The sequence below is a fragment of the Arthrobacter sp. T572 genome (genome assembly GCF_056780115.1).
The window spans coordinates 3,562,859-3,588,217 of record NZ_JBRAZQ010000002.1 but is presented as its reverse complement, the minus strand read 5'-3'; the positions used below and the strand labels follow the sequence as shown (position 1 = coordinate 3,588,217).

Below are 25,359 nucleotides of genomic sequence, written 5' to 3'. Positions count from 1 at the left end.
CGATTCATGCCGCACATACGAATATCCGAGGCCGCCCGTTTCCTGGGTGTCAGCGACGACACCGTGAGACGTTGGACGGAGAACGGGACGCTGACGCCGCAGAAGGATTCAGCCGGACGCCTGGTGGTGGACGGCCTGGAGCTGGCCACCCTTGCGCGTGACCAGTCGCACCTCCCCGACGACCCCTCCCGCGCCGGCAGTTCAGCCCGGAACCGCTTCATCGGCTTGGTCACCGGGATTACGGCGGACAAGGTCATGGCCCAGGTGGAGCTGCAATGCGGCCCGTTCCGTGTGGTCTCCCTGATGAGCAGCGAGGCCGTGCGCGAACTCGGGCTTGAGCTTGGATCGGTGGCCACCGCCGTGGTCAAGGCCACCACTGTCATCATCGAAACACCCCAGGGAAAGAGCATCATATGAACCGCAAACCCCTTACCGCAGTGCTGCTGGCCGGGGCCTTGGCAGCAAGCGTAGCGGGATGCGCCCCAGGCGCCAGCCCAACGTCGCAGCAAAGCACCTCACCTTCAGGCGAAATCACCGTCTTCGCCGCTGCGTCCCTTAAAGGAACCTTCACGCAGCTGGCCAAGGACTTCGAAGCAGCCAACCCGGGCACAAAGGTGAAGCTGAGCTTCGCCGGCTCCTCCGATCTGGTCACGCAGATCACCCAAGGCGCCCCGGCGGATGTGTTCGCCTCCGCCGACACCAGGAACATGTCCAAACTGGCTGATGCGAACCTCGTGGAGGGCACTGCCACAAACTTCGCCACCAACATCCTGGAGATCGCCGTCCCACCCGGCAATCCGGCGTCGATCGCTTCTTTCGCGGACCTGGCAAAGCCGGGCATCAAAGTGGTCACCTGCGCAAGCCAGGTGCCGTGCGGCGCCGCAACCGACGCCGTCGAGAAAGCCTCCGGAACCACGCTGAGCCCGGTCAGCGAGGAGTCGTCCGTGACGGATGTCCTGGGGAAGGTCAGCTCCGGCGAAGCGGACGCAGGCTTGGTGTACGTCACCGATGTGAAGGGAGCCGGCGACAAAGTCAAGGGCATCCCGTTCGCCGAATCGGACAAGGCTGTCAACACCTATCCCATCGCCACGGTAGGCTCTAGCAAGAATAAGGCGCTGGCGGCTGTCTTCATTGCCACGGTTACCGGGGACAAGGGCAAGAAGGTCCTGGGCGACGCTGGTTTCGGCACACCGTAGGGAGAATATGAAGACCACCGGCTATCACGGTATTCCGCGATGGATCCATGCCGTGGCAGCAGTGGGTGGCCTCTTGGTGATCCTTCCGCTGGCAGCCATGCTGCTGCGCGTGAATTGGCCCCAGTTCATCCCCCTGATCACGTCCGAGTCGTCCCTCGCAGCCCTGGGCCTGAGCCTGCGGACGTCTGCCGCCAGCACTGCTCTCTGCATTGTGCTGGGTGTCCCGCTGGCTCTGGTGCTTGCCCGGGGTGAGTTCCCCGGCCAGAAACTCCTCAGGTCCTTTGTGCTCCTCCCACTGGTGCTGCCGCCGGTGGTTGGCGGGATTGCGCTGCTGTATACCTTCGGGCGGCAGGGCCTGTTGGGGAAGTCGCTGGAGCTGGCCGGTCTGCAGATCGCGTTTACCACCACCGCGGTGGTCCTGGCCCAAACGTTCGTGGCCCTGCCGTTCCTGGTGGTCAGTTTGGAGGGCGCCCTGCGGTCGGCGGGCAGCAGGTACGAAGCCGTGGCTGCGACGCTCGGGGCCAAGCCCACCACCGTGCTTCGTCGCGTCACCGTTCCCTTGGTGCTGCCGGGGTTGGCGTCCGGGGCGGTGTTGTCGTTCGCGCGCAGTCTGGGTGAGTTCGGTGCGACGCTGACGTTCGCGGGCAGCCTGGAAGGTGTCACCCGTACGCTGCCGTTGGAGATCTACCTGCAGCGCGAGACCGACGCCGATGCCGCCGTCGCGCTGTCCCTGGTCCTGGTTGCCGTGGCAGTCGCGGTGGTGGGGCTGAGTTATGGTGGCCGGCGACGCGCACCAGAGGCGGTCCAGCCGTGAGCTTCGAGATGCGCGCCAGCCTGAAGACCAGGAATTTCGACATGTCCCTCAGTCTCGGGGACGGTGAAACCGTGGCCGTCCTTGGTCCCAACGGCGCCGGCAAGTCGACGTTGCTGGGGGTGATCGCCGGACTGTTGCGGCCCGACTCCGGCTCCGCCTCGATTGACGGGCGCCAACTGTTCAAGCTCGACGCCGGTACTCGCCAATGGGACCCGCCACACCTTCGCGGCATCGCCCTTTTGGCCCAGGAGGCACTGCTGTTTCCGCACCTGAGTGCGTTGGACAACGTGGGGTTCGGCCCCCGCAGTGCAGGTGCTTCCAGGGCCGCTGCCCGGGAAGCTGCCCGGCATTGGCTGGCCGAAGTTGATGCCCAATCCCTTGCTGACCGGAAGCCGGCGCAGCTCTCCGGCGGCCAGGCCCAGCGGGTGGCCGTAGCGCGGGCCTTGGCAGCCGAGCCGGACTTGCTCCTCCTGGACGAACCCATGTCTGCGCTGGACATCCATGCTGCGCCCTTGCTCCGCCGGGTCCTGAAACGCGTTCTTCAGGACAGGAAGGCCATCATCGTCACGCACGATGTCCTGGACGCCTACATGCTGGCGGACCGCGTGATAGTGGTGGAAAACGGTCGCATCGTGGAAGAGGGCCCGACGCGCCAGGTTCTGGAGCGCCCCAGAAGCCACTTCGCCGCCGGACTCGCCGGCCTCAACCTCGTCACCGGCGCCCTCAGCCGGGAGGGAATCACGACGCCGGATGGCCGGGTTTTCGCCGGACAGCACGATCCGGACTGGTCACCCGTGCCCGGCCAGGCAGGCGTGGCGGCGTTCCCGCCGTCGAGCGTTTCCGTTTTCCTCGGTGATGTCCACGGAAGCCCCCGCAATTCCTTCCCGGTGATCATTACGGACCTTGAGCCGCACGGCGACCAGATCCGGGTCCGGGCAGGCGCCGGTTTGGACGGCACGTTGTCCGCCGACATCACACCAGCGGCCTCGGCGGACCTCGGCCTTGCACCCGGCATGGAGGTGCGGTTCGTGGTGAAGTCCGGGCTGGTGTCGGTGTACCCGGCGTGAGGGCTGGTCCCGATCTTCAACTGACGGAGACCGCCGGCACAACGCGACGGCCCCGCTCCCGTTAGGGGATGTTGTGCCAGAACAGGCGGATAACATCAACGGCTAGCCGGATGATGTTGACCGCAAGGTTCCAGGCGCCCCATGGTTCTTCACGTTTCCGCTTTGAATCCATGCCGACACCTCCTCCCAAAGGAACAGGCGCGGCTCGCACTGATAGTCGGCACAACAACGTTGCGCCCTACGTGCGTAGGGCCATAGACTCAAAGTGTGGCGTCTGAGGTTCTATGGCCCTCTTACCGCACCAATGAGCGAACCGCTCAGAACAAAGACCCGATGCCAGTCGGGTCTTTGTTCGTTAACGGCACAGCAGGCTGTTGCCTGATGGTGCAAGCCTAGGGCAGGTTCCCTGCTACTCCCGGTACATCCGCTCCGCGTAGGACGGACCGTAGTAGGTCTCGAGATCTTCCAGCGGCGTCTCCGGCTGGGTGTACGCCTGTGCGAGCACCGCGATGCTGGGAAGGTCTTCGGTTTCCCACGTTTCCGGCTGCCACAGGCCGCTGCGCATGAAGGCCTTGCCGCAGTGGGTGAACACTTCCTCCACCGAAACCACGACGGCGGCACGCGGCCGGTGCCCCTTGACCACCATCTGATCGAAAAAGTCAGCGTCGCTGACCAGGCGGGCGGTGCCATTGATGCGGAGGGTGTCCGTGCGGCCGGGAACCACGGACAGGATGCCCACGTGCGGGTTCTCCAGGATGTTCCTGAAGCCGAAGGCAAGCTTGTTCCCGGGACGTTCCGGGATGGCAACGGTGGTGTGGTCCACCACGTGGATGAATCCCGGAGGATCGCCCTTGGGGGATGCATCCACGTGGCCTGCAGCATCGGACGTTGACAGGATGCAGAACGGGCTGGCTGCCAGCCACTGCCGGTCGAAACCGCTCAAGGTGGTGCGGACTTTGCGGCGGACCCTCTCCAACGGGGTGCCGATCAGCTCTTCGAGTTCGTGAGTGGTGGAAATCGGGTTCATGGCCCCAGCCTACGGCGCGGCGCAGGACCCAGGCCTTGCCTTTCTGCCCCTTTCATCTGGACAGGCGTTTCGCCCTCGGCAAACATGGAACGCAGTGGACGAAACCAAAAGTTGAGCGTAGTAGACTCAACTTTGAAATAAGTTTGGACTCACTCCAGGAAGGGAGCTCGCTTTGGATACCAAATTCACCACCAAGAGCCAGGAGGCCCTTTCTGCGGCCGCCATGAACGCCTCCACCGCAGGGAATCCGCAGGTGGAACCGGCGCACCTGCTCAAAGCGCTCATGGACCAGCGGGAAGGCGTTGCCGTGGCGCTGCTCCGTGCCACCGGCGCGGACCCGGACGCTGTGAGTGTGCAGGCAAGTTCCGCCATCAAGGCACTGCCTTCTTCCTCCGGCAGTTCCGTCCAGCAGGCGCAGCTGTCCCGCCCGACCCTGCAGGCCATCCAGGCCGCCCAAAACGAGGCCGACAAGCTCGGTGACTCCTTTGTCTCCACAGAGCACCTCCTGCTGGGGCTTTCGGCCGGAAGTGATGCGGTGGGCAAGTTGCTGCGCGACGCCGGAGCCTCCCATGAGGCCCTCCTCGCCGCCTTGCCGGGTGTCCGCGGTGATCGAAAGGTCAATTCCCCGGACCCGGAGAACACGTTCCAGGCTTTGGAGAAGTTCGGGACCGACCTGACCGCTGTTGCGCGCTCGGGCAAGCTGGACCCGGTGATCGGCCGCGACAGTGAGATCCGCCGCGTGGTCCAGGTCCTGAGCCGCCGCACCAAGAACAACCCCGTCCTGATCGGTGAGCCCGGCGTTGGCAAGACGGCCGTCGTCGAAGGCCTGGCCCAGCGCATGGTGGCCGGCGACGTTCCGGAGAGCCTGCGCGGCAAGACCCTGATCGCCCTGGATCTGGCTTCCATGGTGGCCGGTGCCAAGTACCGCGGCGAATTCGAGGAGCGGCTCAAGGCCGTCCTGGAGGAAATCAAGAACTCCAACGGGCAGATCGTCACCTTCATCGATGAGATCCACACCGTAGTGGGCGCCGGTGCCACGGGTGAGAGCGCCATGGACGCCGGCAACATGCTCAAGCCCATGCTGGCCCGCGGTGAGCTCCGCTTGATCGGTGCCACCACCTTGGACGAGTACCGCGAGAACATCGAGAAGGACCCGGCCCTGGAGCGCCGGTTCCAGCAGGTCTTTGTTGGCGAACCCAGCGTGGAGGACACCATCGGTATCCTCCGCGGCCTGAAGGAGCGCTACGAGGCCCACCACAAGGTGGCTATTGCCGACTCCGCCCTGGTTGCGGCAGCCACACTGTCCAACCGCTACATCTCCGGCCGCCAGCTGCCGGACAAGGCCATCGACCTCGTGGATGAGGCTGCTTCCCGACTCCGCATGGAGATCGATTCCGCCCCGGAAGAGATCGACCAGCTGCGCCGCGCGGTGGACCGTCTGACCATGGAAGAGCTGGCCCTCCAAGGTGAGAGTGATCCTGCTTCCGTGGAACGGCTGGCTGCGCTCAGGGCAGACATGGCGGACAAGAAGGAAGCCCTCGCGGCGTTGAATGCCCGTTGGGAAGCCGAGAAGGCGGGCCTGAACCGGGTCGGCGACCTCAAGGCCAAGATCGACGAGCTTCGCTCAGCGGCTGAAAAGCACCAGCGCGAAGGTGACCTCGAATCGGCGTCGCGCATTCTGTACGGCGAGCTGCCTGCGCTGGAACGTGAGCTCAACGCCGCAGCCGCGGAGGAATCCGCACGCAGCGATTCAGAACCCGAGCTCATGGTGGCCGAGGAAGTCACCGCGGACGATATCGCCGAGGTGATTTCGGCGTGGACCGGGATCCCCGCCGGCCGCATGCTGCAGGGCGAGTCGCAGAAGCTGCTGCATATGGAAGAGGAGCTTGGGAAGCGCCTGATTGGCCAGGCCAAGGCTGTGCAGGCCGTCTCCGATGCCGTTCGGCGCGCACGTGCGGGCATCAGCGATCCCAACCGCCCCACGGGGTCGTTCCTGTTCCTGGGCCCCACCGGCGTTGGCAAGACCGAGCTGGCCAAAGCCTTGGCTGATTTCCTCTTTGACGACGAACGCGCCATGATCCGGATCGACATGTCCGAGTATGGCGAAAAGCACTCGGTGGCCCGCCTGGTGGGTGCCCCTCCGGGATACGTAGGGTACGAGGAAGGCGGCCAGTTGACTGAAGCCGTGCGGCGCCGCCCCTACTCCGTGGTGCTGCTCGACGAAGTGGAAAAGGCCCACCCCGAGGTCTTCGACATCCTCCTGCAGGTGCTCGACGACGGCAGGCTCACCGACGGCCAGGGCCGCACTGTGGATTTCCGCAACACCATCCTGGTGCTGACCTCCAACTCCGGCAGCCAGTTCCTGGTGGACCAGTCCCTGGATGCCAAGGCCAAGCGGGACGCCGTCATGGCCGTGGTGCAGGCATCGTTCAAGCCGGAATTCCTGAACCGCCTGGATGAGATCGTCCTGTTCGATCCACTGTCGGTAGAGGAACTTGCCCGGATCGTGGAACTGCACGTGGCAGAACTCGGCCGACGCCTGCACGATCGTCGCCTCACCCTGGAGGTCACGGACGGCGCCCGCGCCTGGCTGGCCATGTCCGGGTTCGATCCTGCCTACGGTGCAAGGCCGCTGCGCCGTTTGGTGCAACGCGAAATCGGGGACCGCCTGGCCAAGGAGATCCTCGCCAGCCAGATCAGCGACGGCGACACTGTCCTGGTGGATACGGCCACCGATGTGGACGAGCTCACCATCGCGGGCCTCGAGGCGCTGACCGCCGGCGACGACGCTGCCAGCCTGGGCACGGGCCTGTCGGTCCGGAGGAAGTAAGCGGCCCGCAGGACCAGGGCTACCTGTCGAGGAGGTCTTCCTTGATGGTGTTGCCCGAGTCCACCACGATGAAGCAATCAACGCGGCGGTCGCCACGGTTCCAGCTGTCAGTGCTGGGATACACGTTCTGCTGCAGCAGCACGTAGTTGTCGGCCGCCGCGTTGTCCAGTTTCACTGTGCCGCAGACTTCACGGCCCTTTTCCCGAAGCGCGTTTGTACCGGGGAATGACTCGTCCTGGCCATAGCTGTGCACGGCACCAAGCTGGGCTGAATGTTCGGTGTCGCAGGCCACGGCTTTGGCTTTGGGTGCGTTCGGGTCGAAGTCGGCAAAGCAATCGCCTACCTGGAAATCCTTGGCCTCGGTGTCGCGGGGGAGCGGTCCCAAAGTAGCCGTAGGGCTGGGGGTGCTGACCACGGCTTCCGGCCGGGTTCCCAACAGGTTGAGCAGCACCCAAATGACCACGCCTATGAGCGCCAGGACGCCTACCACGATTCCCCCGATCACCAGGCGTTGCCGCTTGGTGGTATCACCTTGGGGTGGAACCTCGGCGCCGGGCTCCCAGGATTGGGGAGGGTCCTGGGGCGCTGGCGGCAGACCGTCCTCGCCTCGATCCCGTGGCGAATCGTCACGTGGTGCAGTGTTGTCCTGGCTCATTCCCGTGGTGTGCCTTCCTGCCGTGGTGCCGCATTGAGGCCGACTCTACCCAATTTTCCGCCCCAGTGGAGGTGCTGGAAGCCGGAATTGCGGGCCTGGAGCCCCGACCCGTGGCCAGGGTGGCACGCAGGCACTCCCGAAAGCATGTAATCTAGACATACGACAAATTGACCAAACATTCCGGGGCCTCACCGATCGCCAAGGTGACCACCTCCGGTCCAAGTACAAAAGGGGGTCACGCCATGGGGCGCGGCCGTCAAAAGGCAAAAGCTACCAAGCAGGCTCGGGACATCAAGTACTACTCCCCGAACACTGACTATTCGGCCCTTGAGCGTGAGCTCACGGGCCCATCCAGTCGTGCAAAGAGCCACTTCCCGGAAGATCCGCCGGAGCCGGACTACTCGGCTTACGAGGACAAGTACGCGGAAGACGATGACGACGAGGTAGACACCCGCCGTATCGGATAGCTGTCGCAACCAACAGGTGCCGCAGGCACTGAGTTGTGTACCGCCGTCGTACATCAGGTCGTCGCGCATCTCCGGATGCCGAAAATCACTGAAGAAGGCCCGCAGGCCACGCCGCTGTTTGGCGTACCCTGCGGGCCTTCTTTTGTGCATCCAAGGCCAATGCGTTGTCCTGGTCAAGGCCCGGTACTAAGTTGATGAAGGACACGCCCCAGCGAAAGGAAAGCCATGCCTGAGGTCGAGAGGTACCAACAGGGAACACCGTGTTGGGTGGACCTGTCCTCCACCGACATCGAGGTTTCCAAGGCGTTCTACAGCGACCTTTTTGGCTGGGAGCTGGACGGCATGGAGATAGGACCGGGCCTGACCTATTACATGGCCAAACTCAAGGGACGCTATGTTGCCGGGATGATGCAGCATCTTCCGGACGCACCGGAGGGCATGCCGTCCTATTGGGCCAACTACCTCGCTGTGGATTCAGTGGACCAGGCGGCAGAGCGGGCGGTGGCGGCCGGTGGAACCATCATCTTTCCGCCGGACGAGGTCCCCAACGGCAGTGGCCGGATGTTCTTCGCGGCCGATCCCACAGGGGCGCAGATCGGTTTCTGGGAGGCCGGGAGCCATCCTGGGTCGGGGCTGGTCAATGAGCCCGGCACCCTGATCTGGAACGAGCTGCAGACAAACGATGTCCCCAAGGCCGTGGCCTTCTACCAGGCAGTGACCGGGTGCGGAAGCAGCACCGCCCCCGCAGGAGACCCGCAGGAATACACCAACCTCACCGTTGCCGGGAAGCCGGTGGCGGGAGCTGTGAAGTTGCCCATTGAGGGCCTGTCACCGTTTTGGATGACCTACTTCAATGTCACTGACGTGGATGCTTTTGCGGAACATGCGGCCAGCCTCGGCAGCCACGTCATTTCGCCTGCCTTCGACGTGCCGGGCATTGGCCGCATGGCGGTCCTGATGGATCCGGCCGGCGCAGCGTTCAGCATCATGTCGAGGCTTGACGCATGACCGCCCGTAGCCGTTACTCCCACGGCGAGCCGTGCTGGGCCGACCTTCAGACCCGGGATGTCGCCGGGGCCAAGGAGTTTTACGCTGCAGTGTTCGGGTGGAGCTTCACGGACCTGCCCACGCCTGACGGTCGGTTCTATGCCCAGGCTTTTATCGGAGAGGACCTGGTGGCTGTGGTCGCTCCGCAGAACCGCAGCCAGGAAGCCGCCGCCACCCCGGGCCAGTGGAATATCTATTTCGCGGCCACAGACGCCGAGGAGGTTGCCGAGGACGCCGTCCATGCGGGAGGGAAGCTCGAGTTCGGTCCCGAACATGTGGCAGACACCGGCGTCCTGGCCTTCATTGCACCACCAGGAGGCGGGACCACGGGCATCTGGCAGGCGGGCACGCACCTGGGAAGCCACCTCTACAACCAGGCCGGTGCCTTGGCGTGGGCGGAGCTGTCCACGCCGGAGCCGCAGGCAGCGGTGGCCTTCTTCCAGCAGCTTTTCGGTCACGAGGTTACGGAATACCCCCAGGACGACGGCGGCAGCTACTCCACGCTGATGGTGAACGGTGGGGAGGTGGCCGGCGTCGTCCCTGCCGAAGCGGGGGAGGAGGCGGCCTGGCAGATCTACTTCGGGGTCACCGATCTGCAGAAGGCCGCACACGCCGCAGTGGCCGCTGGTGGCACCTTGCTGGTGGAACCGGAGGAGCACCCGGAAGAAGGATCACTGGCCACCATCCAGGACCCCCAAGGCGGAGTGCTCAGCCTGATCCAAACCCCCTCACCCAACTAGGTCGCATTTGTGCGCGTTTTGAGCCCTCAAAACGCGCTTAACTGCGACCCAGTTGGGTGAGGTGGAGGCTTAGGCGTAGGCGTTCACCAAACGGACCGCACCGCCGTCGACGCCCTTGGCGCCCTGGACGTAATCCGGGCCGGTCTTGTCGATCGCGTCCGAGTCGGCTGCAACGGTACCCATGATCCAGGACGGCAGGCCACGCTCGTTGAGGCGTGCCACCGCGGCGTCTGCTGCCTCGGGGGAGACGATCGCCACCATTCCAACACCAAGGTTCAGCGTGCGTTCGAGGTCGGCCAGCGGGACATTGCCCAGCTCGGAAACCAGCTCGAAGATGGCGGGAAGTTCCCACGTGGCGCGGTCAACCGTGGCCACGAGGCCCTGCGGGAGGACACGTGCCAGGTTGGCTGCCAGGCCACCACCGGTGACGTGGCTGAAGCCGTGCACAGCGGCGCCGGCTGAAACCGGGAAGGTCCGTGCCAGGTCCAGGCAGTCGGCTGCGTAAACGCGGGTCGGCTCCAGGAGCTCTTCGCCCAGCGTGCGGCCGAGCTCGGATACCTGGCGGTCCAGTGCCCAACCGGCGTGGTTGATGACGCGGCGGACCAGGGAGTAGCCGTTGGAGTGCAGGCCGGAGGATGCCATGCCGATCACGACGTCGCCGGCGCGGACACGGTCCGGGCCAAGCAATGCGTCAGCTTCCACAACACCGGTGGCGGCACCTGCGACGTCGTATTCGTGCTCGCCAAGGAGGCCCGGGTGCTCGGCGGTTTCGCCGCCCACCAAGGCAGTACCGGCAACAGAACAGGCAGACGCAATACCGCGGACAATGCCGGCGATGCGCTCCGGAACAACCTTGCCGCACGCGATGTAGTCGGTCATGTAGAGCGGTTCGGCGCCCACCACCACGATGTCGTCCACCACCATGCCCACCAGGTCGAAACCGATGGTGTCGTGGATGTCCATGGCCTGGGCGATGGCAACCTTGGTGCCGACGCCGTCGGTGGAGGTGGCGAGCAGCGGCTTCTTGTAGGTGAGCAGCTTGGAAACGTCGTACAGGCCAGCGAAACCGCCGACGCCGCCAATCACCGAGCTGTTGTGGGTCGCCTTGACGGCGTCCTTCATGAGTTCGACTGCGCGGTCTCCCGCTTCGACGTCGACACCCGCCGAAGCGTAGGTGATGCCGGAGGCGTTCTCAGGAGTTCCGGCGGAGGATGCGGAGGTCATACAGACTCTTTCTTTTCGGCGTCGGTCAAACGATCAGCGTCGGTAAGGAGGTTCTCGAATTCGGCATCCGGTCCCGGATCACAGCCTGTGGCGCCCGGCTTCTCCGCCGGATCCTGGGTGTCGGAAGGATCAGAAACTGCGTCACCGGTAGGTTCGGCCGGAGCCAGGCCACCGAGGTCGGAGCGCTCGAGCAGGTTCTTGCCGAGCTTGTCAGCGTGCGGCAGCTCGATCGGGTACTTGCCCGTGAAGCAGGCGGTGCAGAGGCGTTCACGCGGCTGCTGGGTTGCCCCGATCATGCCGTCCTCGGAAATGTAAGCCAGCGAGTCGGCGCCGATCGCCTGCGAGATCTCTTCTATGGTGGCACCGTTGGCGATGAGTTCCGCGCGGGAGGCGAAGTCGATGCCGTAGAAGCACGGCCACTGGACCGGCGGGGAAGAAATCTTAACGTGGACTTCCTTTGCGCCGGCTTCCCGGAGCATCCGGACGATCGCGCGCTGGGTGTTGCCGCGAACGATCGAGTCGTCCACCACCACCACACGCTTGCCGCGGATCACGGATTCCAAAGCGTTGAGCTTGAGGCGGATACCAAGCTGGCGGAGGGTCTGCGAAGGCTGAATGAAGGTACGGCCCACGTAGGCGTTCTTCACGAAGCCGTGCGCAAACGGGATGCCGGACTGCTCGGCGTAGCCAACGGCAGCGGGAGTTCCGGACTCGGGGACCGGAATGACGATGTCGGCCTCGTGGGTGTTTTCGCGGGCCAACTGGCGGCCCATCTCCACGCGGGACTCGTAGACTGAACGGCCTGCGATGGCCGCGTCCGGACGGGCCAAGTAAACGTACTCGAACACGCAACCGGCGGGGGTGGGGTCAGCGAAACGCTGGGAGCGGACGCCCTCTTCGTCAATCGCGATGAACTCGCCGGGCTCGATCTCGCGGATGAAGCTCGCGCCAACGGTTGCCAGGCCGGCCTGCTCGGAGGCGACAACCCAGCCGCGGTCCAGGCGGCCGAGGCACAGCGGGCGGATGCCGTACGTGTCACGGGCTGCGTAGAGCGTGCCTTCGTCCATGAAAACGAAGCAGAAGCCGCCCTTGATCTTGGGAAGCAGCTCCAGGGCGGTCTGCTCCAGGGTCTTGCCTTCTTCGCCCTCAAGGAGTGCGGTCACCAGTGCAGTGTCCGAGGTGTTGCCCTGCTTCATTTCACCGGTGAGCTGGCCGTTGTTCCGCAGCAGGATCATTTCGCGAAGCTCTGCGGTGTTGGTCAGGTTGCCGTTGTGCGCCAGTGCAACCGTGCCGGTCGCCGTGGCGCCCAGCGTGGGCTGGGCGTTGGCCCAGTGGCTTGCACCGGTGGTGGAGTACCGGCAGTGGCCCACGGCCAGGTGTCCGGTGAGGGTGTTAAGGGTAGTCTCGTCAAAGACCTGGGATACGAGGCCCATGTCCTTGTAGACATTGATGCGCTTGCCGTCACTGGTTGCAATACCAGCCGACTCTTGTCCGCGGTGCTGCAGCGCATAGAGCCCGTAATAGGTGAGTTTTGCTACTTCTTCACCCGGTGCCCATACCCCGAAGACGCCACAAGCGTCCTGGGGGCCCTTTTCGCCGGGGAGAAGATCATGTGAAAGTTTTCCGTCGCCACGTGCCACTGGTCGATTGTCTCATGTCCCGGCCATGGTAAGTTCCCGTGCGGACTTTGTGACCCCGTGAACAGGCACTTATCGCGGAGGAAACGCCCAAAATGCGGTGCGTCTCACACTGCCCATACCGGGCCGGGCCGCGCCCGGACCGGGCCATACCAGGCCGTGCGGCAGCAAAGCCGTGCGGCAGCAGAGCCGACCGGCCCGCCGGACTCAGCGGTCGCCGTCGTGCTCCGGTCCCTCATCCGGAACCGAGTCCGGAACGGGCTCAACCACGGCACGTTCTGCGCGCTTGACGCTGATCCGGTCCAGGACCAGCGCCAGGATGGAAAAAAGGATGACGCCACCCGCGGCGCAGGCCACCAGGAAGAAGCCGAACACGGTGCTGGCGTCGAACGCGGGGTCGGCCGGGCGGCCGTAGGCGATGATGGCAGCCACGATGGCGCCCACAATCGCGCCGAGGATCATGAACGGGACGAACTTGGGCGCCCTGCGGACGGTGATGTTGCGCCGGGCGGGCGGTTCGTTGCCGGTTTGATTGCCGGGTGCGGGAGTCGGGGTTTCCTCGGGAGCCATGCCTTCCAGCCTACCGTTCCGGATTTGGGGACAAGAACGCCCTCCGGCGCGGGCCGAAGGGCGTCATGGCGGCAGACCTGGTCAGCTGCCGCGGTACGTGGAGAATGCAAACGGGCTGAGCAGGAGCGGCACGTGGTAGTGCTCGCCTGTGTCCGCAACCGTGAAATTAAGGTCCACTTCCGGGAAGAACGTGTCCGTGCCGAGGGCAGCGTAGTAATCGCCGATAGCGAAGTTGAGCCGGTAGGCGCCGCCCGGAATTTGCTCGGGGCCCAGGTTCTTGATGCGGCCGTCGGCATCCGTTTCGCCCTTGCCGACCAGCGTCCAGTTCTCGCCTTCGCGGACGTAAAGTACGACGGCGACACCCGCCGCCGGGCGTCCGGAACCGGTGTCGAGGATATGGGTTGTTACCTGCGAAACGCTCATGCGTTGGCTCCTTCGGTGACCAGGCCCGAGAGGCGCAGCAACGCGATCTCCCGCAACTGGCCGGCTACGATCGTGTCTTCTTCTTCGGGGGTGTGGGCCAGGCGCTCCTTGAGCGAGGCAAGGATTTCCTGGGCGCTGCGTCCTGCGGCGCGGATCAGGAAGACCCTGCCAAACTTTTCCTCGTAGTCGCGGTTGCCCTGGGCGAGCGCTTCGGCCACGGCCTGGTCTGCGGGGTCCACGCCCGACTGTTCGGAGCGGGACATGGCCGCCTCGGTGGTCTGGGCCTTGGGGCGTTCGCCGATGCGGGGGTGGTGGGCCAGCGCTGCTTCCACTTCGGTTGCCGTGAAGGGCTCGGCGGCTTTGCGGCCTTGTTCCAGCAGGTCATCGAGGCTGGTGAAAGGGCGTGCGTCCACTACTGCTTCCACCCAGCGGGTGATGTCCAGGGCGGGGGTGACGGCCGTGATGGCCTGCTCCCGGTTCAGGCGGTTGAATTCTTCAAGCTCCATGCTTGTCGGTCCTTGTGCAAAATGCTGGCATCCATGGTGTGGGCTATGCGGAACTCCGGGGTTGGCCGGAGGAAGCATCTTCACTTCTCCATTCCGCATCATGGAACTGTTATTTCAGCATACGCAAGTAGTTAAGCCGAGCTGAAGCATCAGTGTCAAGAGGCGACAGCTGTACGACGCCGCGTCCGTACCGTGAGGTACAGCCGGTGCGACGTAATCACCAGGGCGAGCCAGGCGACACCGATGGCCCAGGCAGCGAGCACATCCGTCAACCAATGGTGCCCCAGGTAAACGCGGCTGAGTCCCATGGTAAGGGCGAAAATCACTGCCACGGCTATGGTCAGAACCCTGGCCCTGGCCGTTTTGAGGCGCAGGATCACCAAGTAGGCAACGATTCCCGCGATGACGATCGAGTTCAAGGAGTGTCCGCTGGGGAAGGACGCCGAGTGCTCGTACGGAGGAATGGCATCGGAGAGATCCGGGCGTGCCCTGCCGAAGAGCGGTTTGCCCAGGATGGTGATGATCAGCGACCCCAGCCCTGCAGCCAGCATCAGGATCACCGGCGTCCACGAACGGCGACGCAGCGCCAATGCCACCATAATGGCGGTGGCGAGCAGCGGCATCCCTACCGTGCCGCCGATGTTCGTATACGCGGTCACTGCGACATCAAGCTCAGGGGACCGGACGCTTTTGGCCGCAGACAACACGGGATCATCCAGCCCGGCCACGCCGTCGGCGTCCGTCACGGACTCATAGACCTCGCCGAACACCAGCGCCAATGAGGCAGCGACAGCCAAGCCCAGGAGCAGCGTAAAAACCAGGGCCGCGTATGGGCCGAGCAACGCCGTGACACGTTCCGCGACCGCAGCCATGAACCGTCCCAGCGGAGTTTTCCACCGGGTCAGGTCCTGTCCGGCTACAAACCGGTCCTGGCTTACCTCGCCGTGGACACCCTTCTCAGGCAGCTGTTTTTCTTCGGTCGCCACTCTCGGTCTCCTCGTTAGCAACGGCTTTGGTAATGGTGAGTAACCTTAGCAGTTTGGCTTGGACCTTCGGCTCAGAGCGCGCCTACAACGATGTGTGCGGCAGAATGACCTCAACCAGCTGAAGGAGTTCGCACATGCCAGACATTCTGACGTCCAGGTTCCTGTTCGGTCCCGGCCCGGGCAACTGCTAACCCGAAGCCATGGCGGCCTTGGCCTATCCAGTGCTCGGGCACCTCGATCCTGTGTTCATCGAACGGCTCGACCATGTGTGCGAAGGCCTCCGGGCCGTCTGGGGGACATCCAACGCGCGGACGCTCCCGTTAAGTGCCACAGGTTCCGGTGGGATGGAAGCGGCGTTTGTGAACACCGTGTCCGACGGCGACGTGGCAGTCATCGCCGTCAACGGACTGTTCGGGGCACGGATGTGTGAGGTGGCCCGGCGCTGCGGAGCCACTGTGGTGCGAGTGGATCACGAATGGGGTCAGCCCGTGGATGCGGACCGCGTGCTCTCTGCGCATCCCAACCCGAAAGTCATCGCCGCCGTCCACGCAGAGACGTCCGTGGGCGTCCTCTCCGATATCGCCGCCCTCGGTGCGGGCAAGGGCGATGCCCTGCTCATCACGGACGCTGTCACGTCCATCGGCGGACTGGAGCTGTTGGCAGACGACTGGGGTATCGACGTCGGATACGCCGGAACGCAGAAGTGCCTCGGCGTCCCGCCGGGACTGTCGCCCTTCACGGTGTCCGACCGCGCCTTCGAACGCCGCGTCAAGGATCCGCGTTCCTGGTACCTCGATATCGGACTGCTCGGCGGTTACGTGGGCGCGGCGAGCGGGACCCGGACGTACCACCACACTGCGCCGGTAACGATGGTCGCAGGCCTCGAGGCAGCGTTGGACCGGATCCTCGCTGAAGGCCTGGACGTTGTGCAGGCCCGGCACCGCGCCGCGGGCGCCGCTTTGCAGGACGGGTTGCAGGACATGGGGCTCGAACTGTTTGCCGCCGAGGGCTCCCGCCTGCCAAGCCTCACCACGGTCAAAGTGCCCGACGGCGTCAACTCGTCCGCCGTCCGCGCCTACCTTTTGGAGCACTTCAGCATGGAGATCGGCGCTGGGGTGGGCGAATTCGCGGACACGGTGTGGCGGATCGGAATGATGGGGCCGAATGCCAACAGTGCGTCGGTGACGTTGGTGTTGGGCGCGCTGAAAGAGGCGATCGCGAAGGCGTGAGCGCGAGAGGGTTCCCTGGAAAGGGCCGGTGAGAGAAGGTTCCCAACGGGCGCTCACCTCACGGGGTGACCTGACCGGCGTCGTACGCCAAAACCGCGGTGGCGGTCGTATCTCCGGTGGCCGGCTGGATCGAAGCGAAGCGCAACGAGCCAGCGCCCGGCAACTCGACCGACTGGCATGCCGCCCCCGTCTGTGTTTGCTCGAAGATAATTCTGCTCAGCCACGGTCAACGTACCCCGGCCGCGGTGGAGCGGCGATGGGTACATCTTCCCGGTCAGCCCGTGGGAAGTTCGTTCGGGTCGCAGCTTGGCGAGGCGACAGGAACAGTCAGGCGCAGGTAGGCGGGGTTCTTGGACTGGATGGTGACCGTTGCCCCCGATGCGTTTGTACTACTCGTGACGACCCAACCGCCGGGAGTGGGATCGGTCCCGCCGAACGACGGGAATCCATTCTGCGCCAGGATGGGGTCGGCCACTGCGAAAACGTCCTCGAACGCGTTGGAGGGCTTCACAATGTCAGCACTGCTTTTCATGCTGGCTGGCCGGGGGATGCACCTGCCGTCATCCGTCCGGCTCAAGGTGGCCTGTTTTTCCACACTCCACGTGATCCCAGGCAGCTTCTTTTCCAGCGCAGCAACGAGATCCGAACGCAGGGAATCATATTTGGCCAGGCTCTGTGCCACCGGCTCGGGGCTCGCCGTGATGGGCGGGGCGCTGCTCGGCCCGCTGGTGTGGTGGTGCGGGATTGCAGTGCACCCGGCCAAGATTGAGGCGCACGTCACCAGCGCGGCCAGGATTAATGGTCTCGGTGCAGTGCGGCGCATTGTTCCCCCAGGTTTTGTTAAGGCACGACGGCGGCCATCAACGCATGCTTTCACGTTCGCCTCGCGTCCGGCCATGGGGAGATGAGCCCATCTTCCCAGGGTGAGAGAGGGATCGGTGGAAGGGGCGTTTAGGTGAGAGAGGGATCGGTGGAAGGGGCGTTTAGGTGAGAGAGCGTCGCAACCTCCGGACGCTCTCTCACCTATTGCACGATTGAGATAAACGCTCTCTCACCCTTTTACGTCTCGCGGGTCAGGGTCCAGGTGTTGGTGCCGTCCTGGCGCTCGAACGTCACCGTGGTCACCAGAGCCTCGATGAGGGCCAAACCGCGCCCCGACTCGGCATCGGAATCCGGCATCGAGGCCTGCATGTCGTTGGCAAACGGTTCGCGGGCATTGAACGCGCTGACCCTCGCCACCAGACGCGTCGGCCACACGCTGATGTCCACGGCGATTTCCACGGGCTTCTCCGCCACGGGCTGCGCGTGCTGCACGATGTTGGAAGCTGCCTCGATCACGGCGGTGGCGAACGTCATCCGGTCCATGTCGGGCACGAACGAGGCGTCATCCCACAGCGCGTCGATCTCATTATGGATGGCCTCGATGGCGTCGTCGTTGGACAGCCCGTGGTAGCTGCGGCGGGCAATGACGTCAGTCATTGCCGAACGCCTCCTCCGCCGACGGATACGCGGTGAGGACCCGGTCCATATTCGTCAGTTCCAGCACCATCTTCACCTGCGGCTGCACGCCCGCGATACGGAGATCTCCGCCGGCCTGCCGTGCAGCTTTGAGGCATCCGATGAGGGCACCCAGTCCGGAGGAATCCATGAAGTCGGTCTCGGCCAGGTTGACCACCACGCGGTTGGCGCCGCCCGCGACAACCTCGTTCACTACCTCGCGCAGCTTGGGAGCGGCCACCATGTTCAAACGGCCCACGCCCTTCACCTCCGCGTAGGACTCCTTGACCTCGTAACTAAACTGCATCGGCATTCCTCTCTTCGGGGACAAATCCCTTGTACAAAACTGCCTTCACCAGGACGCTCAGGACCACCAGGTCAAAGGCAACCCAGGCGACGTTCACCAGCGTGCCCAACGGCTCGGAGAGACCCGTCATGAGCCGGGCGATGCCCACCACCAACGCCACGGCCAGCAACACGGCCACGATGATCTGGGGACGGATGAGGCTCCAGCTGGGTCCGCCGTTCTGGCGCGCCTTGGGGGTGACGGCGAACCCCAGGGGACGTCCGAACCAAACGTTACGGGCCGCCGTCGTGCATGCTTTGATCCAGGTGGGGAACAGCGCAAGGCTGTACTGCTGACCGCGCCAGGTGGGAATACCGTGACCGGCCACCACGAACAGCAGCTGGTTCACCACCATGAACGGGATGAAGCGGACAAAGAAGTCCCAGCTCAGGCTGCTCACGGGCAGGATGCCCAGCGTCAGGTAAATGATGGGCGCGGCGAAGTAGACCACGGCCGCGAACCCGCTCAGGTAGCTCCACATGGTGGAGAAGTACATGAGCCGCTGGCCCCAGGACAGGTTTCGCTGGACCAGGGGGTTCTCGCGGAGCAGGACCTGGATGGTGCCCTGCGCCCACCGGAGGCGCTGCGTGAGCATGGTCTTCAGGTCCTCGGGCGCCAGGCCGTTGGCCAGGATCTCGTGGTGGTACACGCTCTTCCAGCCCAGGCCGTGGATGCGCATGGCCGTGGCCATGTCCTCGGTGACGGAGATGGTGGCCAGCGGCATGATGGGCTGGGCTTCGTCCGTGCGTTCCACCGAGATGGCAGCCAGCACCGCGTGGACGGACTCGAGCGCGCCCAGCGGCGACCAGTCGCGGCCGGACATACGGTCGACGGCGTCACTCGCCACCGTGGTCACGCCCGACTCGCCGACGTGGGCGAGTTCCATGGCGGCGATTTCCTCGAGATCGGCTTCGAGGGCGGAGAAGTCAGCGGCAACCAGGGTGCGCACGGCCTCGTCCACTTTGCGCCGTACCCGGTACGTGATTTCGCTGAGGGAGACGCGGGCTTCGAGTTCCTGCTGCGCCGAGTTGGTGGCGGCTTCCACCTGGTTGAGCATTTCGGCCACGAGCGGATTGTCGGCCTCAGGTGACCTGCGGGCCTTCCTGATGGCCTGCTTGGAAGCCGCCAGTGCGCGGCGGATGCTCTCCTCCGTGGCCTTTACGTATCCCACCAGGCCCAGCTGCATCAGGGCTTCGCGGCGGAGGATGGCGTTGGAGCCGCAGAAGAACGCCGCATTCCAGCCGTCCTTGCCCTGCTGAATCGGCCCGTAGAACAAGGGTGCCTGGCTGCCCAGGGGGTCGTCGGCGGGGACGTTGATGAAGTACTGCGGGGTCTGGACCAAGGCAACGCGGTCGTCGGTGAAGTAGCCCAGCGTCTTGTCCAGGATGTCCGGCTCGGGGATCTGGTCGGCGTCGAGGATCAACAGGTACTCGCCGGAGGTGAGCATCAGGGCGTTGTTCAGGTTGCCCGCCTTGGCGTGGCGCGGCATGTCCGGCGTCCAGTCGGCGGAGCGCGTCACATAGCCAATCCCGTGCGATTCGGCGAGTTCGCGCATCTCGGGTCGGTTGCCGTCGTCGAGAATCCAGGTGCTGTGCGGCCAGCGGATGTCCTTGGCCGCCAGGGCCGTGGTCAACACCAGGTCCAACGGCTCGTTGTACGTGGTGATGAAGACGTCTACGGTCGCATCCGGGGCGGGCGGGGGCGGCGGCTTGCGGATCTTGAGGTTCCACACCGTCAGCCCGAACAGCATCACGTCAATGAGGCTGTAGGTCTCGGCGATCACCAGCGGAATGGCGATCCACCACGCCTCCCAGTTCAGCGACGCCAGCCAGCGCCACGTCACGTAGTTGACGCCAAGAATGACTGTCAGGACAACCAGCAACCGGGTCCAGAATCGAGTCACAAATCCCCCTTTTTGCGGCTAGTGCCGGATTGTCCCTGTCTGGTGGGCAGCGCTTTGTTGACGGCGGACCACGACGGCGGTCACGTCATCTTCCGCTGCGGCGGCGGGCGCCAGGTCCAGCAACGCGGCGCAGACCTTGTCCGAGGTCGGCTCGTTGCGCGCTGCTTTCTCCACGTTCCGCATGAATTCCTCGAGTGACTCGTGGGCGTCCAGGACACCGTCGCTGACAATCACCAGGGAATCCCCGGCCTCCAGCTGCAGCTCCGCTGCGGGCCACAATTGCCCGTCCAGGATGCCAACCGGCGGACCTGACGAAACGAGCCTCCTGGCCGGACCCTCAGCCGGGATGTGCACGGCCAGGCCGTGGCCGGCGTCGATGTAGCTCAGCACACCGGAACCGCTGTCCAAGCGTGCATGGAACATGGTCACAAACGAGCCGGACTGGTCCAGGTCCGAGGCGATGGTGGCGCTCGCGGAGGCGAAGGCGGCGTCCAGGGCCGGAGTGTCCGCGACGGACCGCATCACGGCCCGTACCGTGGCGGCGATGAGCGCAGCGCCCATGCCTTTGCCCATGGCGTCGGCGAACGTCAGGTGCATGCCGGCGGGCGTCTGGTACCAGTCGTAAAAGTCCCCGCCCACGCTGCGTGACGGGCGGAAAGCTCCGGCGACGTCGTAGTCGTCCAGCCTCACGGTTTCCTGCGGCAGGAGACTCTTCTGCACGACGGCGGCGCGCGCGAGTTCGTCGCTTTGGCGCGGGTCTTCCGTGGGCTGGGCGGGCGTGCGTGCCCGGCGGAACAGGGCACGAATGCGGGCCTGGAGCTCCTTGGGACTGAAGGGCTTGTTGATGTAGTCGTCCGCGCCGGTATCCAGGCCGTTGAGCCTGTCGATCTCGTCGGCGCGGGCCGTGAGCATGAGGACGTAGGCATCGGAGAACTCCCGCAGACGGCGACAGACTTCCATGCCGTCGATGTCCGGGAGGTTGATGTCCAGCGTCACCAGCTCGGCGTTGGTGGTGCGGACGGCCTCGACGCCGGACAGGCCGTCCGGTGCCTCCGTCACCTCGAAGTCGAGCTGCTCAAGAACAAGGACCAGGAGGCCGCGGATATCGGCGTCGTCTTCCACGACGACAGCCTGGCGTTTGACCGGTGTTGAGACCATGGCTCCATTAACTAATGTCCCTGACGATTTGTCACGTTTAGTAAAGACACGTGTAACGCCCGCTCATGGAAGTGAGCGGGCGTTACAAAAATTGTGCATTTATGTGAGTGAGGGATCTCCAAAAAGGGGTACTACGTGAGAGAGCATCCTCGGAAAGGGGGTGTTAGGTGAGAGAGCGTCCCTAGACGCCGAGTTCTTCGCGGAGAGCCTGCACGTGGCCCTGGGCGCTCACCTGGTACTGGGCGAGCTTGACCTTGCCGTCGCCGTCCACCACCACAGTGGAGCGGACGATGCCCTCCACGATTTCACCCTTGACGAGCTTCTCGCCCCAGGCGCCGTAGGCCAGCGCCACGGAGTGGTCTTCGTCGGAGAGCAGCGGGAAGGTGAGCTGGAAGTCGCCGGTGAATCCCTGGAGGGCTTCCTGGGCGTCGGGCGAGATCCCGATGACGTCGTAGCCCTTGCCCTGGAGGCTGGCCAGGTTGTCGCGGAAGTCGCAGGCCTCGGTGGTGCAGCCGGGCGTGGCCGCCTTGGGGTAGAAGTACACAATGACGTTGCGTCCGCGGTAATCGGACAGCGAGACCTTGTTGCCGTCGGCGTCGAGAAGCGCGAAGTCCGGAGCTTGCGTTCCGACGAGGAGTTTCTGGGTCATGGCGATCCTTTACGTTCAACCGGTCTGCACCGGCGTTTGGTCATACTAAGAAAGCGGATTCGAGATATAGAACAGCACAATCAGATGCTGTATTCCGCAGGTCCGCGCACTGTGGCATAGGGGCCGGGCACGAACTGGTAGCCACCACCACGGACGGTGGAGACGGTGTAACGGGCGGAGCCAAGCTTCCGCCGCACCCTTCCAACATAAACGTCGATCGACCGGAACGCCGCGCCCGGGAGGTCAAATGACTCCAGGAAGCGTTGCAATTCTTCACGTCCGATCGCCCGTGAGCAGTTCACCACGAGGTAGCGCAACAGCTTGTATTCCATGCCGGTAAAGGCAACGGGCTCCCCGTCCAGCAGGACTACTTCAGCGGCGAGGTCGATCGCAAGTTGGCTGCGTCGGGCCGCCAACGTTACGGGCTCGACGGCGGTGCTGCCGCCCGCTTCAGCCTGTTGGGACGCCTCTGACAGGGCGTCCGCAAGGGATACGGAAGACGCGCTGGAAAGGTGGTTACCGGCGTCGGCGGTTTCCTGCGGAGTGCCGCCCCAGGAAGTGTCGCCGACGCCGGAGTGCTGTGCCCCGGTGGCGGGCCAGATGCGGACTTCCGCCTCCGGGGCAAGTTTCATGGCCCGTGCCAGCACCAGCCGTGCTGCACGTTCCCAAATTTCGGGGTCCACGGGATCGCCCTCGGCGGGGTTGACCCAAAGGGCCAGGCCCCTCGCAGTAAGACCCGGCGCCGTGAGTCCCTGTGTTGTTGTCCGGCCCGGGCGCCGCGCGGCCCCCTGCGCTCCTGTGGAGGAGAGCCTGGGGAACCGTGCGGGCGGGGGACCGTAGGCATTGACTGCCATGGCGGTTGGTCCTAAACGTTACCGCGGCGGATCAGCTTGCCGCTGGGGTTCTGGAAGTCGATTTCCGAGCCCCGCAGGTAGGTCTTGCGGACCACGCCGGAGAGCGGACGTCCGTCGTAGGGGGTGATCGGGTTCTTGTGCTTGAGCTTCTTCACGTCCACCACGTAGGCGTCGTCGTGGGCGAAGATGCTGAAGTCGGCGTCGTAGCCAAGGGCGAGCTGGCCCTTGTTGTGCAGGCGGGCCAGCGCGGCGGGCTTCTCCGACATCCAAGCAACAACCTGTTCCAGGGAGATGCCGCGGTGGCGTGCCTCGGTCCAGATCAGGGACAGGCCCAACTGGAGGGAGGAAACGCCGCCCCAGGCTACGGCGAAGTCGCCGTTTTCCAGGTCCTTGAGGTCAAGGGTGCTGGGGGAGTGGTCGGAGACGATGCAGTCGATGGTGCCGTCCTGCAGGCCCTTCCAGAGGAGCTCGCGGTTGGAGGCCTCGCGGATGGGCGGGCAGCACTTGTAAGCCGTGGCGCCGTCGGGGATTTCCTCTGCCATGAGGGTCAGGTAGTGCGGGCACGTCTCAACGGTGAGGTTGACGCCGTCGCGCTTTGCCGAAGCGATCATGGGCAGCGCGTCGGAGGAGGAGAGGTGCAGGATGTGGGCGCGGGCGCCGGTCCAGCGGGCGCGTTCGATGACCTCGGCGATTGCCTTGTTCTCTGCACCGCGGGGGCGGGAGGCGAGGAAGGTCTCGTAGTGGTCGCCGCCGGGGTGCGGGGCGCGGTCGATCGCGTGGGAGTCCTCGGCGTGGACGATCATGAGGGAGTCGAAGGACTTCAGTTCCTTCATGTCCTCTTCCATCTCGTCCGCGTCCAGGTGCGGGAACTCGTCCACGCCGGAGTGGAGGAGGAAGCACTTGAAGCCGAACACGCCTTCGTCGTGCAGCGGCCGGAGGTCGGCCTTGTTGCCCGGGATAGCACCGCCCCAGAATCCGACGTCGACGAACGCCTGGTCCTTGGCGACCACGCGCTTCTGCTCCAGGCCGTCCACGCTGGTGGTGGGCGGGATGCTGTTGAGCGGCATGTCGATGATGGTGGTAACACCGCCGGCTGCGGCTGCACGGGTGGCCGATGCGAAGCCTTCCCATTCGGTGCGGCCCGGCTCGTTGACGTGGACGTGGGTGTCCACGAGGCCGGGGATGAGGGTCTCGTCGTCGGCGAGGTGGATGACCTCGGTGCCCGTGAGGCCGTTGCCCAGGGGTTCGATGGCGACGATCACGCCGTCGCGGATGCCAACCTCGCGGGGTGCGATGCCGGCCGTGGTCAGGATGCGCTGACCCCGGATAACGAGGTCATAGGCGCCAATTGCTTCAGACATTGAGGTACTCCTTGTTTTCAGTCCGTTCCGCCAGGTACACGCCTATGTGCTTTCCTAATTGTTCAAGCAACGGACCTGCTTCAGCGATACATTTCTGGACATCGTCTTCCAAGTCGGTCAAAGCGTGGACCGTGTGGAAGCCGGCATCGTTCAGTTGTTCCCGGCTCAGGGTACTCCGGCCGCACACGGCGATCACGGGTACCCCGGCTTTTGCTGCCGCCCGGCTGACACCCATCGGCGTCTTGCCCAGGAGGCTTTGTTCGTCCAGGCTGCCTTCCCCGGTGATCACCAGGTCGGCGCCCTTCAGTTTGGTTTCCAGTTCAGTGAATTCAAGTACGACGTCGATACCCGGCCGCCGCTCTGCCTTCAGTGCCGCGACGGCAATGTAGCCAACGCCGCCCGCCGCGCCTGCGCCGGGAGCCTTCGCTGCGTGCTTGGCTTCGATGCCTGTGGCTTGGCTCAGCACGTCCACGAAGTGGCTTGCTGCCGCGTCCAGTTCGGTGACGTCGTCCGGCGTCGCACCCTTTTGCGGACCGAAGATGGCTGGGGCTCCGCTTGTCCCCAAAAGGGGATTGTCGACGTCGGACGCCAGCACGAACTCCGTGGCCTCGATCCGCACGTCGAAGTTGGCGAAGTCGATGCTGTCCAGGTTCGCGAGGGCGGCACCGCCGCCGGGGAGCTCGTTGCCGTCCTTGTCAAGGAACACGGCTCCAAGGCCCTGCAGGACGCCTGCCCCGGCGTCGGTGTTGGCGCTGCCTCCAACGCCAAGGATGACGCGCCGGCAACCGAGGTCCAGCGCGGCACGGATGAGTTCGCCCGTGCCGATGCTGGTGGCGGTCTTGGCGGTTTCGCTCGTGGGGCCGTCCGGGAGGAGGGCCAAACCGGAAGCGGCTGCCATCTCGATCACTGCTTCCGTGCCGCGGATGGCGAAATCCGCTTTCACCGGTTCGCCGAGCGGGCCGGTAACCGTGGCGGTCCGGCGGGTGAAGCCGGAACCGATGGCGGCGTCGATGGTTCCTTCGCCGCCGTCGGCCACCGGAATGCGTGTTGCCACAAGTCCGTTGCTGCCGAAGCCAGCCAGCAGGCCTGTTGCCAGGTGCTCGACGACCTCGGGCGCGGACAGCGAGCCCTTGAATTTGTCCGGGGCGATGACCACACGCATTCCGGTGCCTC

At 64.7% G+C, this 25,359-nt stretch carries 26 protein-coding genes; 9 read left to right on the top strand and 17 right to left on the bottom strand.

Annotation, left to right across the window (positions count from 1 at the left end; all coding sequences use genetic code 11):
* The first annotated feature begins 6 nt into the window (after positions 1 to 6).
* The 4 genes from ACUYMZ_RS17820 to ACUYMZ_RS17805 are packed head-to-tail and all read left to right on the top strand — an operon-like array spanning position 7 to position 3,077.
* A complete protein-coding gene (locus tag ACUYMZ_RS17820) occupies positions 7 to 417 on the top strand; it encodes a TOBE domain-containing protein (protein WP_426004227.1) in 411 nt (136 codons plus the stop codon).
* On the top strand, positions 414 to 1,196 hold the full coding sequence (modA, locus tag ACUYMZ_RS17815; RefSeq protein WP_481604954.1) for a molybdate ABC transporter substrate-binding protein: 783 nt from the start codon (positions 414 to 416) through the stop codon (positions 1,194 to 1,196). Before ACUYMZ_RS17820 ends, modA begins: the two co-directional genes overlap by 4 nt.
* A 7-nt stretch (positions 1,197 to 1,203) precedes the next feature.
* On the top strand, positions 1,204 to 2,010 hold the full coding sequence (locus ACUYMZ_RS17810) for an ABC transporter permease (RefSeq protein ID WP_481604952.1): 807 nt from the start codon (positions 1,204 to 1,206) through the stop codon (positions 2,008 to 2,010).
* Positions 2,007 to 3,077: a sulfate/molybdate ABC transporter ATP-binding protein gene (locus tag ACUYMZ_RS17805; protein ID WP_481604950.1), complete on the top strand. Its 1,071-nt coding sequence runs from the start codon at positions 2,007 to 2,009 to the stop codon at positions 3,075 to 3,077. The genes ACUYMZ_RS17810 and ACUYMZ_RS17805 overlap by 4 nt, the downstream gene beginning before the upstream one ends.
* 409 nt (positions 3,078 to 3,486) lie before the next feature.
* Here the strand turns inward: ACUYMZ_RS17805 and ACUYMZ_RS17800 are convergent, their stop codons facing one another.
* On the bottom strand, positions 3,487 to 4,104 hold the full coding sequence (locus ACUYMZ_RS17800; RefSeq protein ID WP_481604948.1) for an MSMEG_1061 family FMN-dependent PPOX-type flavoprotein: 618 nt from the start codon (positions 4,102 to 4,104) through the stop codon (positions 3,487 to 3,489).
* 172 nt (positions 4,105 to 4,276) lie between these two features.
* On the opposite strand from ACUYMZ_RS17800, the gene clpB reads away from it, so the two are divergent.
* A complete protein-coding gene (gene clpB / locus ACUYMZ_RS17795; protein WP_481604946.1) occupies positions 4,277 to 6,934 on the top strand; it encodes an ATP-dependent chaperone ClpB in 2,658 nt (885 codons plus the stop codon).
* 19 nt (positions 6,935 to 6,953) lie between these two features.
* On the opposite strand, the gene ACUYMZ_RS17790 is transcribed toward clpB, so the two are convergent.
* On the bottom strand, positions 6,954 to 7,589 hold the full coding sequence (locus ACUYMZ_RS17790; protein ID WP_442423831.1) for a septum formation family protein: 636 nt from the start codon (positions 7,587 to 7,589) through the stop codon (positions 6,954 to 6,956).
* A 242-nt stretch (positions 7,590 to 7,831) separates the two neighbouring features.
* On the opposite strand from ACUYMZ_RS17790, the gene ACUYMZ_RS17785 reads away from it, so the two are divergent.
* The 3 genes from ACUYMZ_RS17785 to ACUYMZ_RS17775 all read left to right on the top strand — a co-directional run bounded on the left by ACUYMZ_RS17785 (position 7,832) and on the right by ACUYMZ_RS17775 (position 9,843).
* A complete protein-coding gene (locus tag ACUYMZ_RS17785) occupies positions 7,832 to 8,056 on the top strand; it encodes a DUF3073 domain-containing protein (RefSeq protein ID WP_364165422.1) in 225 nt (74 codons plus the stop codon).
* 225 nt (positions 8,057 to 8,281) lie between these two features.
* Complete coding sequence (locus tag ACUYMZ_RS17780; RefSeq protein ID WP_481604944.1) at positions 8,282 to 9,064, top strand: VOC family protein; 783 nt, start codon at positions 8,282 to 8,284, stop codon at positions 9,062 to 9,064.
* Positions 9,061 to 9,843, top strand: a complete 783-nt coding sequence (locus ACUYMZ_RS17775) for a VOC family protein (protein ID WP_481604942.1) — start codon at positions 9,061 to 9,063, stop codon at positions 9,841 to 9,843. Before ACUYMZ_RS17780 ends, ACUYMZ_RS17775 begins: the two co-directional genes overlap by 4 nt.
* A gap of 69 nt (positions 9,844 to 9,912) precedes the next feature.
* Here ACUYMZ_RS17775 and purM read toward each other — a convergent pair whose 3' ends face one another.
* The 6 genes from purM to ACUYMZ_RS17745 all read right to left on the bottom strand — a co-directional run bounded on the left by purM (position 9,913) and on the right by ACUYMZ_RS17745 (position 15,189).
* Positions 9,913 to 11,067, bottom strand: coding sequence for a phosphoribosylformylglycinamidine cyclo-ligase (purM, locus tag ACUYMZ_RS17770; protein WP_481604940.1), 1,155 nt, complete (start codon positions 11,065 to 11,067; stop codon positions 9,913 to 9,915).
* Positions 11,064 to 12,707, bottom strand: a complete 1,644-nt coding sequence (gene purF, locus ACUYMZ_RS17765; protein WP_481604939.1) for an amidophosphoribosyltransferase — start codon at positions 12,705 to 12,707, stop codon at positions 11,064 to 11,066. Before purF ends, purM begins: the two co-directional genes overlap by 4 nt.
* Positions 12,708 to 12,911: 204 nt before the next feature.
* Complete coding sequence (locus ACUYMZ_RS17760) at positions 12,912 to 13,274, bottom strand: hypothetical protein (RefSeq protein ID WP_426004209.1); 363 nt, start codon at positions 13,272 to 13,274, stop codon at positions 12,912 to 12,914.
* An 81-nt stretch (positions 13,275 to 13,355) separates the two neighbouring features.
* A complete protein-coding gene (gene uraH, locus ACUYMZ_RS17755) occupies positions 13,356 to 13,697 on the bottom strand; it encodes a hydroxyisourate hydrolase (RefSeq protein WP_426004207.1) in 342 nt (113 codons plus the stop codon).
* Positions 13,694 to 14,203 carry a 2-oxo-4-hydroxy-4-carboxy-5-ureidoimidazoline decarboxylase gene (gene uraD / locus ACUYMZ_RS17750; RefSeq protein WP_481604937.1) on the bottom strand — a complete coding sequence of 170 codons (510 nt, stop codon included), beginning with the start codon at positions 14,201 to 14,203 and terminating at the stop codon, positions 13,694 to 13,696. The genes uraH and uraD overlap by 4 nt, the downstream gene beginning before the upstream one ends.
* A 155-nt stretch (positions 14,204 to 14,358) precedes the next feature.
* Positions 14,359 to 15,189, bottom strand: coding sequence for a phosphatase PAP2 family protein (locus ACUYMZ_RS17745; protein WP_481604935.1), 831 nt, complete (start codon positions 15,187 to 15,189; stop codon positions 14,359 to 14,361).
* Between the two features lie 200 nt (positions 15,190 to 15,389).
* Here ACUYMZ_RS17745 and ACUYMZ_RS17740 point away from each other — a divergent pair, with 200 nt between their 5' ends.
* Positions 15,390 to 16,418, top strand: a complete 1,029-nt coding sequence (locus ACUYMZ_RS17740; RefSeq protein ID WP_481604933.1) for a pyridoxal-phosphate-dependent aminotransferase family protein — start codon at positions 15,390 to 15,392, stop codon at positions 16,416 to 16,418.
* A 274-nt stretch (positions 16,419 to 16,692) separates the two neighbouring features.
* Here the strand turns inward: ACUYMZ_RS17740 and ACUYMZ_RS17735 are convergent, their stop codons facing one another.
* The 9 genes from ACUYMZ_RS17735 to ACUYMZ_RS17695 all read right to left on the bottom strand — a co-directional run bounded on the left by ACUYMZ_RS17735 (position 16,693) and on the right by ACUYMZ_RS17695 (position 25,348).
* A complete protein-coding gene (locus tag ACUYMZ_RS17735; RefSeq protein ID WP_481604931.1) occupies positions 16,693 to 16,950 on the bottom strand; it encodes a hypothetical protein in 258 nt (85 codons plus the stop codon).
* 527 nt (positions 16,951 to 17,477) lie between these two features.
* Positions 17,478 to 17,897, bottom strand: coding sequence for an ATP-binding protein (locus ACUYMZ_RS17730; RefSeq protein ID WP_426004198.1), 420 nt, complete (start codon positions 17,895 to 17,897; stop codon positions 17,478 to 17,480).
* The gene (locus ACUYMZ_RS17725; protein ID WP_442423820.1) at positions 17,890 to 18,222 is read right to left on the bottom strand and encodes an STAS domain-containing protein; all 333 of its coding nucleotides are present in this window, start codon (positions 18,220 to 18,222) and stop codon (positions 17,890 to 17,892) included. Before ACUYMZ_RS17725 ends, ACUYMZ_RS17730 begins: the two co-directional genes overlap by 8 nt.
* Positions 18,212 to 20,164 (bottom strand): glycosyltransferase family 2 protein, encoded by a 1,953-nt coding sequence (locus tag ACUYMZ_RS17720; protein WP_442423819.1) that lies wholly within the window; start codon positions 20,162 to 20,164, stop codon positions 18,212 to 18,214. The genes ACUYMZ_RS17725 and ACUYMZ_RS17720 overlap by 11 nt, the downstream gene beginning before the upstream one ends.
* Positions 20,165 to 20,182: 18 nt before the next feature.
* Positions 20,183 to 21,322: a PP2C family protein-serine/threonine phosphatase gene (locus ACUYMZ_RS17715; RefSeq protein WP_481604929.1), complete on the bottom strand. Its 1,140-nt coding sequence runs from the start codon at positions 21,320 to 21,322 to the stop codon at positions 20,183 to 20,185.
* Positions 21,323 to 21,503: 181 nt separating this feature from the next.
* Complete coding sequence (bcp, locus tag ACUYMZ_RS17710; RefSeq protein ID WP_426004192.1) at positions 21,504 to 21,971, bottom strand: thioredoxin-dependent thiol peroxidase; 468 nt, start codon at positions 21,969 to 21,971, stop codon at positions 21,504 to 21,506.
* A gap of 80 nt (positions 21,972 to 22,051) precedes the next feature.
* A complete protein-coding gene (locus tag ACUYMZ_RS17705; protein WP_481604926.1) occupies positions 22,052 to 22,825 on the bottom strand; it encodes a winged helix-turn-helix domain-containing protein in 774 nt (257 codons plus the stop codon).
* A gap of 11 nt (positions 22,826 to 22,836) precedes the next feature.
* Complete coding sequence (gene allB, locus ACUYMZ_RS17700; protein ID WP_426004188.1) at positions 22,837 to 24,186, bottom strand: allantoinase AllB; 1,350 nt, start codon at positions 24,184 to 24,186, stop codon at positions 22,837 to 22,839.
* A complete protein-coding gene (locus tag ACUYMZ_RS17695) occupies positions 24,179 to 25,348 on the bottom strand; it encodes a glycerate kinase (RefSeq protein ID WP_481604924.1) in 1,170 nt (389 codons plus the stop codon). Before ACUYMZ_RS17695 ends, allB begins: the two co-directional genes overlap by 8 nt.
* Positions 25,349 to 25,359 lie beyond the last annotated feature (11 nt).

Coding starts and splice junctions, on each gene's coding strand:
- ACUYMZ_RS17820 (WP_426004227.1), top strand. CDS start 7: ATGCCGCACATACGAATATCCGAGGCCGCCCGTTTCCTGGGTGTCAGC.
- modA (WP_481604954.1), top strand. CDS start 414: ATGAACCGCAAACCCCTTACCGCAGTGCTGCTGGCCGGGGCCTTGGCA.
- ACUYMZ_RS17810 (WP_481604952.1), top strand. CDS start 1,204: ATGAAGACCACCGGCTATCACGGTATTCCGCGATGGATCCATGCCGTG.
- ACUYMZ_RS17800 (WP_481604948.1), bottom strand. CDS start 4,104: ATGAACCCGATTTCCACCACTCACGAACTCGAAGAGCTGATCGGCACC.
- ACUYMZ_RS17790 (WP_442423831.1), bottom strand. CDS start 7,589: ATGAGCCAGGACAACACTGCACCACGTGACGATTCGCCACGGGATCGA.
- ACUYMZ_RS17785 (WP_364165422.1), top strand. CDS start 7,832: ATGGGGCGCGGCCGTCAAAAGGCAAAAGCTACCAAGCAGGCTCGGGAC.
- ACUYMZ_RS17780 (WP_481604944.1), top strand. CDS start 8,282: ATGCCTGAGGTCGAGAGGTACCAACAGGGAACACCGTGTTGGGTGGAC.
- ACUYMZ_RS17775 (WP_481604942.1), top strand. CDS start 9,061: ATGACCGCCCGTAGCCGTTACTCCCACGGCGAGCCGTGCTGGGCCGAC.
- purM (WP_481604940.1), bottom strand. CDS start 11,067: ATGACCTCCGCATCCTCCGCCGGAACTCCTGAGAACGCCTCCGGCATC.
- ACUYMZ_RS17760 (WP_426004209.1), bottom strand. CDS start 13,274: ATGGCTCCCGAGGAAACCCCGACTCCCGCACCCGGCAATCAAACCGGC.
- uraH (WP_426004207.1), bottom strand. CDS start 13,697: ATGAGCGTTTCGCAGGTAACAACCCATATCCTCGACACCGGTTCCGGA.
- uraD (WP_481604937.1), bottom strand. CDS start 14,203: ATGGAGCTTGAAGAATTCAACCGCCTGAACCGGGAGCAGGCCATCACG.
- ACUYMZ_RS17740 (WP_481604933.1), top strand. CDS start 15,390: ATGGCGGCCTTGGCCTATCCAGTGCTCGGGCACCTCGATCCTGTGTTC.
- ACUYMZ_RS17735 (WP_481604931.1), bottom strand. CDS start 16,950: ATGAAAAGCAGTGCTGACATTGTGAAGCCCTCCAACGCGTTCGAGGAC.
- ACUYMZ_RS17730 (WP_426004198.1), bottom strand. CDS start 17,897: ATGACTGACGTCATTGCCCGCCGCAGCTACCACGGGCTGTCCAACGAC.
- ACUYMZ_RS17725 (WP_442423820.1), bottom strand. CDS start 18,222: ATGCAGTTTAGTTACGAGGTCAAGGAGTCCTACGCGGAGGTGAAGGGC.
- ACUYMZ_RS17715 (WP_481604929.1), bottom strand. CDS start 21,322: ATGGTCTCAACACCGGTCAAACGCCAGGCTGTCGTCGTGGAAGACGAC.
- bcp (WP_426004192.1), bottom strand. CDS start 21,971: ATGACCCAGAAACTCCTCGTCGGAACGCAAGCTCCGGACTTCGCGCTT.
- ACUYMZ_RS17705 (WP_481604926.1), bottom strand. CDS start 22,825: ATGGCAGTCAATGCCTACGGTCCCCCGCCCGCACGGTTCCCCAGGCTC.
- allB (WP_426004188.1), bottom strand. CDS start 24,186: ATGTCTGAAGCAATTGGCGCCTATGACCTCGTTATCCGGGGTCAGCGC.
- ACUYMZ_RS17695 (WP_481604924.1), bottom strand. CDS start 25,348: ATGCGTGTGGTCATCGCCCCGGACAAATTCAAGGGCTCGCTGTCCGCG.